Source organism: Bartonella propinqua (assembly GCF_047263965.1).
Taxonomy (GTDB): Bacteria; Pseudomonadota; Alphaproteobacteria; order Rhizobiales; family Rhizobiaceae; genus Bartonella.
The window spans coordinates 60,001-76,126 of record NZ_JBLEBK010000002.1 but is presented as its reverse complement, the minus strand read 5'-3'; the positions used below and the strand labels follow the sequence as shown (position 1 = coordinate 76,126).

Annotated in this window: 13 protein-coding genes and 1 riboswitch (1 of these 14 cut by a window edge); of the genes, 8 read left to right on the top strand and 5 right to left on the bottom strand. The window is 39.1% G+C overall.

The window, feature by feature from the left end; all coding sequences use genetic code 11:
* Positions 1–388: 388 nt before the first annotated feature.
* Positions 389–595 carry a Trm112 family protein gene (locus ACMFKV_RS02110; RefSeq protein WP_336288093.1) on the bottom strand — a complete coding sequence of 69 codons (207 nt, stop codon included), beginning with the start codon at positions 593–595 and terminating at the stop codon, positions 389–391.
* 13 nt (positions 596–608) lie between these two features.
* Positions 609–1,271, bottom strand: coding sequence for an LON peptidase substrate-binding domain-containing protein (locus ACMFKV_RS02105; protein WP_336288092.1), 663 nt, complete (start codon positions 1,269–1,271; stop codon positions 609–611).
* Between the two features lie 436 nt (positions 1,272–1,707).
* A riboswitch (glycine riboswitch) is annotated at positions 1,708–1,807 on the top strand.
* Positions 1,808–1,945: 138 nt separating this feature from the next.
* Here ACMFKV_RS02105 and gcvT point away from each other — a divergent pair.
* The 3 genes from gcvT to gcvP are packed head-to-tail and all read left to right on the top strand — an operon-like array spanning position 1,946 to position 6,241.
* The gene (gene gcvT / locus ACMFKV_RS02100) at positions 1,946–3,064 is read left to right on the top strand and encodes a glycine cleavage system aminomethyltransferase GcvT (RefSeq protein WP_413154394.1); all 1,119 of its coding nucleotides are present in this window, start codon (positions 1,946–1,948) and stop codon (positions 3,062–3,064) included.
* Between the two features lie 6 nt (positions 3,065–3,070).
* The gene (gene gcvH / locus ACMFKV_RS02095) at positions 3,071–3,439 is read left to right on the top strand and encodes a glycine cleavage system protein GcvH (protein ID WP_336288090.1); all 369 of its coding nucleotides are present in this window, start codon (positions 3,071–3,073) and stop codon (positions 3,437–3,439) included.
* A 6-nt stretch (positions 3,440–3,445) separates the two neighbouring features.
* The gene (gene gcvP / locus ACMFKV_RS02090; protein ID WP_413154393.1) at positions 3,446–6,241 is read left to right on the top strand and encodes an aminomethyl-transferring glycine dehydrogenase; all 2,796 of its coding nucleotides are present in this window, start codon (positions 3,446–3,448) and stop codon (positions 6,239–6,241) included.
* A 304-nt stretch (positions 6,242–6,545) separates the two neighbouring features.
* Here the strand turns inward: gcvP and alr are convergent, their stop codons facing one another.
* Complete coding sequence (gene alr / locus ACMFKV_RS02085) at positions 6,546–7,667, bottom strand: alanine racemase (protein WP_413154392.1); 1,122 nt, start codon at positions 7,665–7,667, stop codon at positions 6,546–6,548.
* Positions 7,668–8,389: 722 nt separating this feature from the next.
* Here alr and ACMFKV_RS02080 point away from each other — a divergent pair.
* The 5 genes from ACMFKV_RS02080 (at position 8,390) to ACMFKV_RS02060 (ending at position 13,296) form a co-directional block, all read left to right on the top strand.
* Positions 8,390–9,220 carry a ferredoxin--NADP reductase gene (locus ACMFKV_RS02080; protein ID WP_413154391.1) on the top strand — a complete coding sequence of 277 codons (831 nt, stop codon included), beginning with the start codon at positions 8,390–8,392 and terminating at the stop codon, positions 9,218–9,220.
* Positions 9,221–9,307: 87 nt separating this feature from the next.
* Positions 9,308–9,544: a hypothetical protein gene (locus tag ACMFKV_RS02075; protein ID WP_336288086.1), complete on the top strand. Its 237-nt coding sequence runs from the start codon at positions 9,308–9,310 to the stop codon at positions 9,542–9,544.
* Between the two features lie 399 nt (positions 9,545–9,943).
* Positions 9,944–10,861 carry an oxygen-dependent tRNA uridine(34) hydroxylase TrhO gene (trhO, locus tag ACMFKV_RS02070; RefSeq protein ID WP_413154390.1) on the top strand — a complete coding sequence of 306 codons (918 nt, stop codon included), beginning with the start codon at positions 9,944–9,946 and terminating at the stop codon, positions 10,859–10,861.
* A 672-nt stretch (positions 10,862–11,533) separates the two neighbouring features.
* A complete protein-coding gene (locus ACMFKV_RS02065) occupies positions 11,534–12,667 on the top strand; it encodes a type III PLP-dependent enzyme (protein ID WP_336288180.1) in 1,134 nt (377 codons plus the stop codon).
* Between the two features lie 44 nt (positions 12,668–12,711).
* Complete coding sequence (locus ACMFKV_RS02060) at positions 12,712–13,296, top strand: GNAT family N-acetyltransferase (protein ID WP_336288083.1); 585 nt, start codon at positions 12,712–12,714, stop codon at positions 13,294–13,296.
* 843 nt (positions 13,297–14,139) lie between these two features.
* On the opposite strand, the gene ACMFKV_RS02055 is transcribed toward ACMFKV_RS02060, so the two are convergent.
* Positions 14,140–15,711 (bottom strand): DHA2 family efflux MFS transporter permease subunit, encoded by a 1,572-nt coding sequence (locus ACMFKV_RS02055; protein WP_413154389.1) that lies wholly within the window; start codon positions 15,709–15,711, stop codon positions 14,140–14,142.
* 35 nt (positions 15,712–15,746) lie between these two features.
* Positions 15,747–16,126, bottom strand: the 3' portion of a protein-coding gene (locus ACMFKV_RS02050) for an HlyD family secretion protein (RefSeq protein ID WP_336288081.1). Its footprint extends 703 nt past the window's final position; only the last 380 of its 1,083 coding nucleotides appear in the window; its start codon lies off the right edge, out of view — the gene reads right to left on this strand; it ends in the stop codon at positions 15,747–15,749.

Below are 16,126 nucleotides of genomic sequence, written 5' to 3'. Positions count from 1 at the left end.
AAGTGGTACGAATACCTCCTTGACAGCATTTCAGTCTAGTGAACTGCTTATCTTTTGTCAATTATTCTCCTTGAGAAGTTTGAACTTTGCAATGATTGTATTTTGTATTTTCAAAATCGGGTTTTATACAAAAAACCAAAATTGAGATTTTCATTTAACATAGGGAATATAAGGGATAGCTTTGCAATATCTTTGTTATGACTTCAATTTCGACATTTTTGCTGGGAAAAGGAATTTTCTTAAGTTAAATCGCGAAAATGCTATAATTTTTCCGCATTCTTTTTCTGAAAGTGAGAAGCGCTGACAAAATGAAATGAACAACGAATATTTATTGAATATAACTCATCGAGAGCAGTTTTTTGCAAAAGACAAATCTCATGAAGCGTGCTTATTTTTTATACGCTTCTTTTTCGTTATGCCGCAAAGGACGTGCTTCTGAGGCAAGCATGATAGGGACACCGCTGCGAATAGGATAAGCAAGCTTTGCTTTGAGTGAAATTAATTCTTGTGTTTTTTGGTTCAAAGAAAGTGTTCCTCCTGTCATTGGACAGACGAGCAGTTCGAGCATTTTAGGATCAGTGATTGTTTTTTTCATATTTTAAAATCCATTAATTGAGATAGCAATGTGCGCCTGTTTGTTTCATGAGTGAGCGTTCAGTTAAAGCAAGAAGAGTTTGGGCGCGAACCTCAATATCTGGAGCTTCCAGTAAGGCTTGCTTTTCTGCTGGTGTAAAAGGAATCAGAGTTGAAAAAGCATTAACCAATATGGGCGTAGGCGTTTGTATGATACTGCTCCAATTATATTCTATTTCATGTGTGGTAAGATATTTTTCAACAATATTTAACAAGTTTTCTCGATTAATGCCTTCTGGAACGTCTGGTTCTTGGAGATCTTTGATATTTGATTTAATAAGAGCAACGCGATAGGGCTTTGTTTGTATCAACTCTTGTTCTAAGGTGAAACGACAAATCCCCTGTAATATAATGAGAAGTCGCCCATTTCCTGTTTCATTATAGTTTGTGATGCGACCTATACAGCCTGTTTTGTAAAGTTGTGTGGGGAGGCAGTCTGTATTTGATGAAAGTGGTTGAATGATACCTAACAGACGATTAGATACCATAACATCTTCAACCAGTTCGAGAGCTTCTGGTTCAAAAATGTTAAGCGATAAAAAACCGCCTGGAAGTAAGAGTGCACCCTCTAAAGGAAAAAGAGCAATTTGTTTTGGTAGATCATTTTCGCAATTATAATAAATATTGCCAGCTTTCATGAGTGTTATGTAACCTTTATTTGATGAGGTTTGGCACATAAATAACCACAGTTTATGACATTGTTAGCGGTAAGAAAAACCAACCTATTGCGCGCGAAGACCATACCTACCTTTAAGTATTTACTGCTAAAAGATACAAATTTTGTAGTTATGGTTGGATCATATAAAAGAGAGAACACTCCTTATTTGATCCCTTTAATCCGCGAAATTTTGCATTGTTCTTAAACAGTGTTTTTATTTGCAGCTTCTACAATTCCTTGTTTACTGAAGCGCTGTCACCTACAGTTTTTATCATGCGCATAAATAATATTATAAGCTCTTTAAAATAATCTATGCAAGTATAAAAATTAAAGTGTTCTCTTCATTTTGCTGATGACAGTATAAAAAAGATAGTTTATAGACAAAAACATGTCAAAAAGAGCATTATTGCTTCTTTTATTCTTTTGCGGGAGAGCGCAGATTGCAAACTTTCGCACCTGCCGCCGAAGGGGAAAACAGCCCATAATCTCTCAGGCTTTAAGGACCGTAAAAGAAGAAAGGCAGATCTGGAAAGTCGGAAAGCCCGCGCCGAAGGTGTAAGCGAAAGTTCTTTTCGCGAGTCTCTCAGGTTTGTGACAGAGGGGTGCAGAGATCAGCCACAATCGTGTGGAAGTGTACGCAACTTTGGAGATATTATGGGCACATCACAACAATTTGAAACATCTTCTTTAAAAAAGCTTCCCTTACACGAATTGCATGAAAACGCTGGGGCAAAATTTGGTGCCTTTGCTGGTTGGAAAATGCCTTTAACTTATCCTCTTGGCGTTTTGAAAGAGCATCTTCATACGCGTGCTCATGCAGGTCTTTTTGATATTTCTCATATGAAACTGATTGCTATTGAGGGAGCACAAGCTGCTGAATTTTTATCCTATGCTCTCCCTGTTGATGCAGCACTATTCAAAATAGGTCAATCACGATATAGCTATTTACTTAATGAACAAGCTGGCATTCTTGATGATCTTATTCTTACGCGTTTGGCAGAGCGTCGTTTTATGTTGGTAGCAAATGCTGGGAATGCACAAGCTGACCTTGCTGAACTTGAGAGGCGTGCTATTGGCTTTGAATGTCAAGTGATTGCTCTTGAAAGGGTGTTGCTTGCTCTTCAAGGCCCAGAAGCTGCAGCTGTTATAGCTGATGCAGGTTTGTCTGGTAATGAATTGTTCTTTATGCAAGGGTTTGAGCCACAACAAGATTGGTTTGTGACGCGCTCTGGTTATACTGGAGAAGATGGTTTTGAAATTGCTCTTCCAGAAGATCAAGCGCGTGCATTGGCAGAAAAATTGCTCAGTGATTCTCGTGTTGCATGGATTGGTCTTGCCGCGCGCGACAGTCTTCGGTTGGAAGCGGGATTGTGCTTGCATGGTAACGATATTACGTCTGATATGACACCCATTGATGCTGCGCTAACATGGGCTGTTCCCAAAAATGTTCGAGAAAAAGCACAATTTTATGGAGCGAAAGCTTTTCTCGAAGCTCTCCAAAAAGGTCCCTCTCGTTGTCGTGTTGGTTTAAAGCCACAAACGCGCCAACCGATTCGTGCAGGTGCGGTACTTTTAGATGATGAGGGAAATCAAATTGGAATGGTTACATCAGGTGGTTTTGGTCCATCTTTTGATGGTCCGATAGCAATGGGCTATGTTCCTGTTGACTGGAAAAGCGTAGGAACGCAAATGTTTACTCAGTTACGTGGTAAAAAGATTGCACTATCTGTTCATTCACTCCCTTTTGTTGAACAACGTTATTTTAAAGGATAATTTTTTATGGCTAAAATTTACTTTACACAAGATCATGAATGGCTCAGCGTTGAAGGGGAAGTGGTCACGATTGGTATCACGCATTATGCTCAAGAGCAGTTGGGTGATTTGGTTTTTGTTGATTTGCCGCAAATTGGAACACAACTTTCTAAGGGAGATTCTGCTGCTGTTGTAGAATCGGTTAAAGCGGCTTCAGATGTTTATGCTCCTCTTGATGGTGAAGTGATTGAAATGAACGAGGCATTGGTAAATAACCCTGAATTGGTAAACCAGAAAGCTGAACAAGATGGTTGGTTATGGAAAATGAAATTACAGGATGAAACGCAACTTGAAGGGTTGTTGGATGAGACTGCTTATAAAGCACTGATTGGATGAGTGGCTATGCAGGAACGTTGTTTTTTTTCTCGACATACTGGAATTCGCTTTGATGAAATACAAAACATGCTTGATGTTTTAGCGCTTGATTCCATTGATACATTAATTTCTCAAGCGGTTCCTCAGTCTATTCATTTAGGGCGTCCACTTAATCTGCCAAAAGCAGCCAGTCAAGAGCAAGCTTTAGAAGAGCTATCCAAGATTATGGGGCAAAATCATCTGTATAAAAGTTTTATCGGGCAGGGGTATCATGGAACATATGTGCCTCCTGTTATTTTGCGAAATCTTTTTGAAAATCCAGCTTGGTATACTGCTTATACACCTTATCAAGCAGAAATTAGCCAAGGTCGTTTAGAGCTTTTGTTTTATTTTCAGACATTGGTTAGTGAATTAACTGGTTTGCCTGTTGCAGCAGCTTCACTTCTTGATGAGGCAACCGCTTTAGCTGAAGCCAATGCTATAGCTGTGCGTTTTGCGCGTGAGAAAAAAACAAAAATTTCACTTCAAAGTTTTTTGCACCCTCAAATTTTGAGTGTTGCGCGAACGCGTGCCGAAACACAGGGCATTCAGATAAGCGAAAAGAGTGAGATTTGTTCTGAGACAGCCGCGATTGTGTTATCTTGGCCAGATACCAAAGGCACTTTTAACGATTATACAAACGTCATTAAGGAAGCAAAAGAAAAAGGAGCGCTGGTGATCGTTGTTGCAGATCCTTTGGCGCTTACTCTTATGGAACCGCCTGCTCAATGGGGTGCTGATATTGTTGTCGGCTCTATGCAGCGTTATGGGGTTCCAATGGGATTTGGTGGTCCTCATGCTGGCTATCTTGCAGTCAGTAATGCTTTAACACGTTTAATCCCAGGACGGATTGTTGGTCAATCAGTGGACACAAAAGGGCGTGTTGCTTTTCGTTTAGCGTTGCAAACACGTGAACAACATATTCGACGTGATAAAGCGACGTCGAATATTTGTACAGCACAGGCTTTGTTGGCAAATATGGCAACAGCTTATGCTGTTTGGCATGGACCGCAAGGCTTACGGGCAATTGCGCAACGGGTTCATCATTTAACATGCTGTTTTGTTGGTGGTTTAGAGGCAGCAGGGATTCCTTGTGAAGGGGAATATTTTTTTGATTGTGTAAGCATTGTTGTGAAAGGAAAAGCTCAAGAGATTGCTGCTCAAGCAAAAATGGGTGGGCGTCTTATCCGGATTCTTGATGATGATACAGTTGTGATCAATTTTGATGAATTGTCAACAAAAGAGGATGCTTGTGCTTTAGCCGAGCTTTTTGGTGCACAATTAGTTGATCAAGTTTCTCCACGATTTTGGGGAAAAGAGCGTGATGCTGCTTTTCTTTCGCAGCCATTTTTTCATGCGGTTCATTCAGAGACAGATATGATGCGCTTTTTGCGTCGTTTATCGGATAAGGATTTGGCATTGGATCGGGCAATGATTCCACTTGGTTCTTGTACGATGAAGCTGAACGCAGCAGCTGAATTAATGCCTATGAGCTGGTCTACAGTTGCTCATATGCATCCCTTTGTTCCTAAAGAGGATGCGGCAGGTTATCAGGAAATGATGAGTCAGTTGAATGCGTGGTTGTGTGAAATCACAGGATTTTCGCAAGTGTCTTTCCAGCCAAATTCTGGTGCTCAAGGCGAATATGCTGGGCTTTTGGCAATACGCCGATATTATCAATCGTGTGGGGAACATCAACGTACAGTTTGTCTTATTCCTGCCTCAGCACATGGTACCAATCCAGCTTCAGCCCATATGGCAGGAATGAAAGTCGTTGTGGTGAAATGCTTGAGCGATGGTGATGTTGATATTGATGATCTCAAAATGAAAGCGCAATTGCATAAAGAGCATCTGGCAGCTTTAATGATTACCTATCCCTCAACACATGGTGTTTATGAGGAAAGTATTAAAGATATTTGCTCTATTATCCATGAAAATGGCGGACAAGTTTATTTTGATGGTGCAAATCTCAATGCACTTGTGGGGCTTGCACGTCCGGCAGATATTGGCGCAGATGTTTGCCATATGAATCTGCATAAAACATTTGCAATTCCCCATGGAGGCGGTGGTCCTGGGGTTGGTCCAATTGGAGTTGCAGCACATCTCAAGCCATTTTTACCAGGTCATGCGCAAGATGGGACGACGCATGCGGTTTCGGCGGCTCCTTATGGAAGTGCATCCATTCTTGTTATTACATGGATGTATATTCGGATGATGGGAGCGGATGGTTTAAAATATGCAACACAAATAGCAATTTTAAATGCTAATTATATCGCTGCGCGTCTTTCACAGGCTTATTCTATTCTTTATCGAGGCAAACATGGGCGTGTTGCTCACGAGTGTATTGTCGATACACGCGTGTTGAAAGACCAGTATGGGATTAGTGTTGATGACATTGCAAAACGTTTGATTGATTATGGGTTTCATGCGCCAACGATGTCGTTTCCAGTTTCTGGAACTTTGATGATTGAGCCAACTGAATCAGAGCCAAAGGCAGAGATTGATCGTTTCTGTGATGCTTTGCTATCGATTGCTGAAGAAGCTAAAAAAGTTGGTGCGGGGGTTTGGTCAAAAGAAGATAATCCATTGGTAAATGCACCACATACATTGGTAGATACTCTAGATGATGCTTGGGCGCAGTCTTATTCGCGACAAGAGGCTGCTTTTCCTAATTGCTCTCTTGATCCAGCGAATAAATATTGGCCTCCTGTTTCTCGTATTGATAATGTCGCGGGGGATAGAATGCTTATTTGTTCTTGTCCGCCATTGGGAAACACATATTAAAATTTATTATTCGTACTGAAGAAAAAACCCACACAGAATGTGTGGGCTTTTTATATTTTTCATATGAATTGGATGATATTACCCTCTATGGATTTGTTCTGTTTTTGGTAATACTCTTAAAGAAAATTGATGATTTTCATTTTTATTGTTCTGTGAAGTGTTTTCATGAAAACGCTGATGAATAAAATATTGAGGAGGGGGTATGAGCAAGAACTGTCGTTGGCTGTCACAAAATATTTTGCGGAAGAATCTATTATGCTACTTTTCAAGATGATGATTTGCATCACTTCATTTTTTGGTGTTTCTAAATGTAAATGCGTTTATAGCGAGAACCTAGAGAAGTGAGAATCTCATAAGGAATGGTATTGGCATCTGCAGATACTTGTTCGACAGTTTGATTTTCTCCGATGAGTTCGACCCAATCACCTCTTTGAAGCTTTTTGCATTCAAGATCGGTAGAATCAACAATAATGGAATCCATGGAAATGTTGCCAACAATGGGGAGTTTGTGTCCATTGAAATAAACGGCACCTTTATTAGAAAGAGCGCGTAGCCAGCCATCGGCATAGCCAACAGAAATGACCGTAAGAATGCTTGGTCTGCGGGTAATAAAACTTCCTCCATAACCGATGGGTACTCCTGCATCACTTTCACGACTTTGAATGACTTGAGCTTCAAGTTTTAAAACAGGTTTAAGAAGTGTTGGATGATTTCCATGGGGATCGATTCCATAAAGTGCGATGCCTGGGCGAACAAGGTCAAAATAAAAATCTGAACCAAGAAAAATGCCTCCAGAATTGGCAAATGAAGCTTTGCAGATGGGCAGTTGTGTCAGTGCGGTTTTGAAAGCTGCCAATTGAGCATAATTTGATGAATGTGTGTTATCATCTGCGTTAGCAAGGTGACTGATAATGTACTTTATTTCCGCTTTTTCAAAAAGGGTAGGTTGTTTGATAAGCTGTTGTAATTCTTTTTGGTCGAGTCCTAATCGATTCATATTGGTATCGATTTGAACAATTGCGGGAAATTTTTTATCCTTTTTTTGACAAAGAGTTTGCCAGCATTCAATTGCATTCCAAGAATTGAGAACAGGGACAATACCAGAGTGTGCTACAAATTCTTCTGCCATGTGAGGAAGTCCGTTCAGAAGGGCAATTGTAGCATCTGATGGTAAAATAGTTTTTAATTGGGATGCTTCTGCGATTTGCGCTACAAAAAAAGTACGGCAACCAGCTTGATAAAGTGCAGGAGCAATTTGGTCAGCACCAAGCCCATAGGCATTTGCTTTTACAACTGCTGCACATTCTGTGGGAGCAACATGTTGGGCGAGAGTGGTATAATTAGCGACAAGAGCACCAACATTAATGGTTGCTACAGCTGCATAAGGAAATGATGCACTTGTTTCATCATGAACGGATTTGTTCATTTTAAAATCCTATCTGTGTCGATAAGACACCAAGTTCCCTTTGGTTATTGCTATATGTTTCTACGATATGCGGAAGGGATGCGAATATTGCTTTTTATTTTCAACATTATTAGCAGTTTATACTCAATTATGCATCATGGAAGCAACTCTTTAACGTAAAATACTTGCTTTCAAATATAGTCGATAGACACCTTATTCTCTATTTGTATCATTTTAGCGATATTATAAGTTTAAGTCATTTCTATTATCAAAAATTTATCACGAAACTTCATTTCCTCTTTTTATAAAAATAAACGCTCTCAAATCATTCATACTGAAATGTTTCATATTTTGATTTTTCAAAATGTTTATGTTGTGTTTTCCCTATTTTTACTAACAATGGTACGATTGGTGTTATGTGCATAGTTTTTCTGGGTTTTGTTGGAGATTTTCTGTCTTATTCGGATATTATGAGAAGCATATTTTAGAATATTCTGAAAAACTGTAGAGTGGTATATATTTTTGAGGAATAACGAGGTTATCCTTTAATAAATAAGGCAATCATTTCTATTATTTTACATGATGTCCTTTTATTTAGGTTCTTCTATTATGGTGAATTTTGATACAAAAATGTTAATTGAGAGGTTGATATTTTAGGAGAAATATTGGCAGATAGTTTTATGAGTATTATATCATTTTAAAGATGTGAGATTCAGTTTAGATAAAAATATAAGGAAAAGTTTATGAATACGTCTGCCACTACAGTTCAGTCAAATATTAGCGACGTTGTATCAAACTTTCCAATTCCTGAAAATGTGTTTGCGTTAACTGTTCAGGAAGTTCGTCATTACACAGATCATTTGTTTAAATTTCGTCTGAATCGTCCAGAAAACTTTCGTTTTCGTTCTGGCGAATTTGTCATGATTGGTTTGCCGAATGCAGAAAAGCCAATTTATCGTGCTTATTCTATTGCAAGTCCATTTTGGGATGAACAGCTTGAGTTTTTCTCGATCAAAGTTTCAGGAGGTCCGTTAACTGAGCATCTTCAAAAAATCAAAATTGGTGATACAGTTTTAATGCGTAAAAAATCTACAGGAACACTGGTTCTTGATGCACTTATTCCTGGAAAGCGCCTTTATCTTCTCTCAACGGGAACAGGTGTTGCTCCCTTTGCAAGTCTTATCCGTGATCCTGAAACTTATGAAAAATTTTCAGAAGTGGTACTTATTCAAACAACCCGTGAGCGAGATGAGCTTACCTATGCAAAAGATCTTGTTGTCTCTTTACAGCAAGATCCGTTAATTGGTGAATATGCACAACAGTTGAAATTTTATCCCATGACCACCCGTGAGCCTTCCGAACATATGGGGCGCATTACTACTGTTATGGAGAATGGTACTTTTTTTGAGAGGACTGGTTTGCCGACAATTCATCCTGATGAAGATCGAGTGATGATTTGTGGCTCCATGGCAATGCTGAAAGATTGTGCAAGGATGTGCGAAGCTTTTGGTCTTATTGAAGGTGCCAATAATGCACCAGCTACTTATGTTGTGGAACGTGCTTTTGTTGGGTAAAAGAATAGTTGTGGTAATGCGTATGCCCATGACATTTGAGCTCTTGTTTGAATAAGTCTATTTAGGAATTATCCAAGAATCGCTCATATGGATAATTGGAACCAATGCGCAGCGTTATTTTATAGAGTGCCATCCCGTAAGACAGAAGCGGATTTGAGAGAAGGAAAGTCACTAAGGCTAAGCTATAAAAGCAATGCCACACTAGCTGTTTTAAGAGAGAAATTTAAGGTGTCAATATTTTTCACAGCTGTTATTCATTTGGCGTTACAGCATGAAAAAAAGGATGATGTTGCGGTTGTTTATATGGCTGATAAATTCTTTTGATAACTTGAATATTTTGATAAATTTTGCTTTTGCGCGTCAAATTTATTTATAACCTATACTGTTAAAATTGTTCCTGCGTCAACGATTAGTTGAGGGATTTTTTAGATCATTGTCTTCATTTTATTGAAGGCATTTGCGATTCACAATATGCTTTCAATTGTTTTTAATTTTTTTTGACGGGATGTGTGTGCTAAATGCACACCACTTTACAGATCATCAATGAAAAAATAAATATGGCTGGTTTGTTTTTGGAAAAATGAAAAAGGTAACCTCTTTTGAGGCAAAGAGTGTGCTTCCTCCAAGAAAATGATATTATCAGTATGGTTTGGTTGAGCACAATGTGTAAAGAATAGTTGAATAAGTCTTGAAATTGAATGAAACGCACGTTATGGCAGAAATATGGAAAAGAATTTTAGAGTTGTTGCTGTTTATTGCTTCGCGGATTTAAAACATTATCGTCAATTACAGAAGCCTTTACTGGATTTATGTCAAGCAGAGGGTATTAAAGGCACTCTGCTTTTAGCAAAAGAAGGCATTAATGGAACTGTTGCTGGTTCTTGCACTGCGATTGAGGCATTAGTAAATTTTATTAATGCTGAACCTGCATTTCAAACGCCAGAGATTAAATATTCATGGGCGTCCAAAATGCCTTTTCATCGCATGAAAGTGCGGTTGAAAAAAGAGATTGTGACAATGGGGGTCGAAGGCATTGATCCATTAAAGGTTGTTGGAACCTATGTGGCACCTGAAGATTGGAATGCCCTTATCCAAGATGAAGAGACACTTTTAATTGATACACGTAATGATTATGAATATGCGATTGGAAGTTTTCAAGGAGCAATTGATCCTCATATTAAAACATTTCGTGAATTTCCTGCATGGGTAGCAAAGCATGAAGCTGATTTAAAAAAGAAAAAGAAAATTGCTATGTTTTGCACAGGTGGTATTCGGTGCGAAAAATCAACGGCTTATGTGCGTGAACTTGGTTATGAGCAAGTTTATCATTTAAAAGGTGGTATTCTTAAATATTTGGAAACAGTTTCAAAAGAAGAGAGCTTGTGGCGTGGCGAATGCTTTGTCTTTGATGAGCGTGTTTCTGTTGGGCATGGTCTTGAAGAGTGTGGACGCGAATTATGTTGTGGTTGTCGCAGTCCTCTCAATGCTGAAAGCAAATTATCGCCTCATTATGAGGAAGGTGTTTCGTGTGATGCTTGTTATAATACGCGCAGTGAAGCTGATAGGCAGCGCTTTCGAGAGCGTCATAGGCAATTCCAATTGTTAAAATTGCGTGCAGCGCATTCTCATCAAGAACAATAAGGGTACTTGTGCCTTAAAGTTATAGATTTTGCTTTTTTTGTTGAAAAGGAAAAGGCACTTTAAGTGTTTTAATCAGGTTAGAGAATGAGTGCTTGATTTCTTGTTTTGCGCACGAAAAGATGAGAGATGAGGATGCTTATCTGTTTGAAAGCAGTGTCGCTTTTTTGCATCATGTTGTATTTTAAAAATAGAGAATCTCTAAAATTCAAAAAAATGATTGAAATGAAGGGGAATTGATCTTATAAGTACCCTTGCCCAAAGTCGCGCGTGCCTGTGGGTGTCCGCTGGTTCTCAAATGGTGAGATTATCCGGTACGGTACCTGGAACTAACCGCTCCAGTCATTCTTACGACCAATCGAAAGAATGAGGACATCTTGAAGCAACGACGGTCGGGCCTTTCTGGTGTCTTCCAGCTGTCCAAATGCTGGGATAACTATAGAGGCACACCTCATTGCCTTCAGTGCGGAAGTCGTTTTCTCAATTCCAATCAAAAAGGCAGACAAAGTAGAACAAGCGCGTTTTCGCGCTGTTTTTTCGCTGCATACAGTGCTGACTTCCTGATTAATCATTGGGGTAAAAGTGGATTGTGTGTGTTTTGTCTTTTGGCTATTGGCAGCTCTGTGCTGTCCACGTACAGAATGGGGAAGCTTATTCCCTTGGGAGAATTGGCAGATGGCAACGCAACGTATTCGTGATTTTCTCGCAGCACATCGTTCTGAAGGTTCGTACTTAATTGTTGACCTTGATGTTGTTCGTAAAAATTATTTAAATTTTAAAAAAGCATTTCCGCAGTCCCGTATTTTTTACGCCATGAAGGCGAATCCAGCACCTGAGATTTTGAGTTTGCTGGCTTCTTTAGGGTCTTCTTTTGATGCAGCTTCTGTAGCAGAAGTTGAAATGGCTTTAAAAGCAGGAGCGACGCCTGAGCGTGTCTCTTTTGGGAATACTATTAAAAAAGAGCGTGATATTGCGCGTGCATATGCACTTGGCATTTCGCTTTATGCGGTTGATTGCGTTGAAGAAGTGGAAAAAATTGCTCGTGCCGCTCCAAAAGCTCGCGTTTTTTGTCGTGTTCTTACCGATGGAAAAGGTGCAGAGTGGCCATTGTCACGTAAATTTGGCTGTGTTCCTGCTATGGCAGTTGACGTGCTGCGTCGTGCACATCAACTAGGCTTACAAGCGTACGGTGTTTCCTTTCATGTAGGATCTCAGCAGACAGATCTTGGTGCATGGGATCGTGCTTTGTTGGATGCGGCAACAGTTTTTAAGTGCTTAGAACAAGAAGGAATTGCGTTGAAATTGGTTAATATGGGGGGTGGTTTTCCAACGCGTTATTTGAAAGATGTTCCTACTGAGCAAACTTATGGTACGGCTGTTTTTGATTCATTGAAAAAATATTTTGGCAATCGTCTTCCTGAAACAATCATTGAACCAGGGCGTGGCATGGTTGGAAACGCTGGTGTTATTCGCACAGAGGTTGTTCTTATATCTAAAAAAGCGGACAATGATAATGTTCGATGGGTTTATCTTGATGTTGGAAAATTTAATGGTCTTACCGAAACCATGGATGAGGCTATTCGCTATCCTATTGAGACACCTCATGATGATAAGGAAATGGAACCTTGTATTTTGGCAGGTCCAACATGCGATTCGGTGGATGTTCTCTATGAAAAAACACCTTATTTGTTACCTTTATCCCTCACAGTTGGGGATGAGTTGTTAATTCATGGAACTGGTGCTTATACAGTGACTTACGCATCTGTTGCATTTAATGGCTTTGAGCCTTTGCGATCCTATGTGATTTGAGTTTTTTTGGTAGCGGCAAAGGTATAGTGGGGTGTGTGACAAAGATGGATATAATTAACTTTCAAACAAAAGATGGTAAATTTTTTACACTCACATCTGAGCAAGAAGCTGATAAACTTCCTCGGGAGCGTTTGCTTGATTTGACTTTGGGTAAGGGGCGTAAGCGTAAATCATCAGAGGCTTTGCGTCGTGGCAGGTTGGCTGCATGTGGGCTTTCTTTTGTCGTCAAAAATATGTTTGGAGAGCTTGTGGGCAGTGTGCGTCTTTGGCATGTTCGGTTTCGTAAAGGACAAAATGGAACACAGCATGCTCTGCTTTTGGGTCCCTTGGCTGTTGCCACAGAATGCTCTGGTATGGGAATAGGATCAGTTCTTATGCGGCACGCAATTGAAATAGCAAAAAAATCAGGCTACGGCGCTATTTTTCTTGTAGGTGATTCTGAATTTTATCAGCGTTTTGGCTTTTCAAGCAGCCTCACAAAAAATTTAGCAATGCCTGGTCCTTATGAAAAACACCGTTTTCAGGCATTAGAATTGATTCCTCACTATCTTTCTTCATGTCATGGCATTTTGGCACCGAGTGGCAAGCGACAAAGATGGGATTCTTTTCAGCACCATAAAGTTGCTTAAAAAATTTGTTGTTTAGTTTTATTTTGTCAATGATGATAGCTTTATTGCGTAGTACAGGCTCTTTCTTTACTGTAAAACGATCTGATTTGATATAGCTTTTTGTGAAATACATGAAAAACTAGAAACCGTTTGGTTTTTTAAGTGTTTTATTCACCGATGTAAGCCAATATTCTGCTTATTTTTTTAAATGAACAATAATCTCTCAACACTTGGTTTAACTCTTGAAGTAATTCAGGGGGGGTAGGATGTCCCAAAAAAAATAGCACAATAAATAAAGCACTAAACCTATAAACAACTTATACAGCAAAATCCATTTAGAATATAGCTCTTGCTTCGATTTTACCAAAACACTAGGTTTGCAAGAAAAAGAATATCTTCTACTCTCTATGTGGACTGAGCGCTCTTCATTAATACAACTAGCTTTGAAATTATGGTAACTTACATTAAAAGATTTGCACTCACGTTTATCGAAATTTAAATGCCGCTTTGATTTTCTCCGTTTAGACTTTTTTAAGCTGCTTCTCTTTCCACTTAATCCAATCTTATCACGGTTTTTTCTCATTCGCTATCCTGCGCACAAAATCTCTAAATTTAAATACAATAAATAAAAACAAAGTATTAAAAAATTTAAACAAAATCAATAGTAATAAACACGAAAAAATATAATAAAAATATACAAAAGGTACTGTATCTGAAACTATAGAACTTAAAATGCAATAAAAGAATACTTGTGTTAATTACACTAAGATAAAGTTTGACGTTTTGCATATAAATCATTGATACTTACAGTGTTCACATAAAGTGATTCAAAAAGGATTTTGTTCAAAACTCATCATATTTTGCTTAGTGATTGGGAGGGGTATCGGTGGATGGTGGTATTTTTTTGAGAAAAATAGACAAGCAAGTTAAGATGCCAAAAAGAACAGTCATCATAAAGAAAATATCACTAAAAGTCATAACTATTGCTTGCATGCGAGCCATGTTAAAAAGTTGCGATAAGGCGAGGGCATGTGGGTCAAAAGTGATAGTGTTAAAATACATGGTGAGCTTTGAAAGTATTTCAGTTGCTTGTTTATTTCCCCAGTGGACTGTTTCAGCTATTTGTCCATAATGAAAATCTGTTCGTTGCATCATAAAAGTGCTGATAATAGCAAGCCCTACTGCACCGCCAAGGTTACGTGTGAGATTAAAAAGTCCAGAGGCATTTTGCAGCTGTTCTGGCGGTAAAGACCCGAGAGCAATATTATTTATGGGAACCATACACAACATAATAGAAACACCGCGAAAAATTTGAGGCCAAAAGAGCTCCCAGAAATCCCAGTTATCTGTAATAGCGGTTGCTAACCATGTTCCCCATGCAAAGCAGGCAAGCCCTAATGCCATCATAAGACGTGCATCGATTTTTGCTGAAAGAAATCCAGCAAGGGGAGCGGTAAAAGCCATGGCTAAACCTGAAATAAAGAGCGTTTCTCCAATCATGAGAGCGTCATAGTGGCGAACTTGGCTTAAATAAACAGGATAAAGGTAAGTAAGACCATAAAGACCTATTCCAAGCATAAAAGAAAAAATGGATGCGATTGAAAAATTGTTATCGGTAAAAGCAGAGAGATTAACAATGGGTTCTTTTGCAGTAAAAACACGCCAGAAAAATACGCTTGCAGATAGAACCATGATAATGAAAAAACTAAAAATTACATTATCCTGTAACCAATCATGACGTGCACCTTCCTCTAGAATATATTCTAAAGACCCCAAAAAGACTGCCATAGAGATAAGGCCAAGCCAATCAAATTTAGCCATTAAAGACGGATCAGCTTTATCAAAATCGATCAGTTTCCAAGTGATAATTGAGATAATAGCTCCAAAGGGCACATTGATGAAAAAGAGCCAATGCCATGATAAGACATGACTGATATAGCCTCCCACTGTTGGACCGATGGTTGGTGCCAATGTTGCGATCAATCCAATGATGGGTGAAACAATTGGTCGTTTAGAAGGAGGAAAAAGTGTATAACAGGCAACAAAGACACTGGGGATAATGCCGCCACCGATAAATCCTTGGAGTGCGCGGTACACAATCATTTGCTCAATAGATGTTGCGGTTGCACAAAGGATAGATGTGATCGTAAAACCAGCAGCCGATAGGCTGAAAAAAATTCGCGTTGAGAGCAAACGTCCCAAAAAGCCGGAAAGGGGTAACATGATGACTTCGGCAATGAGATAAGAGGTTTGAACCCATGAAATTTCGTTAGAACTGGCTGAGAGACCAGCTTGGATTTCAGCTAAAGATGAGGAAACGATTTGGATATCTAAAATAGCCATAAACATACCAAAAGCCATAGCAATAAAAACGACAATCTTTTGTATTCCTATATGCTCTTGGGGATGAGAAGACGCAGGCATGGTTTCTGTCATATTGAGATCACGCATTTATAAATTATAAAAGACTTTTATTGCGACTTTTTACGTGTATCAATTTCTACTGAAACACTCAGTCCAGCTTTGATTCGCCCGCTTTTTAATGTTTCTTCAGGGATAGAAATTCGCACAGGAACACGTTGGGTAATTTTGGTAAAGTTCCCTGTAGCGTTTTGTGGAGGCAGAAGAGAAAAAACAGCTCCTGTTGCAGGAGAAACAGAGAGCACTACGCCTTGGACAACATTTTTTTTGAAAGCATCAATAGAAATATAAGCTGTTTGCCCACTGTAAATATTTTGCAACTGCGTTTCTTTATAATTTGCTTCAATATAGAGTGCGTGAATGGGAACCAATGCTGCCAGATGCTGACCATTAACAACAAAATCGCCAGTTTTTGCTGTTAAATTTCCAA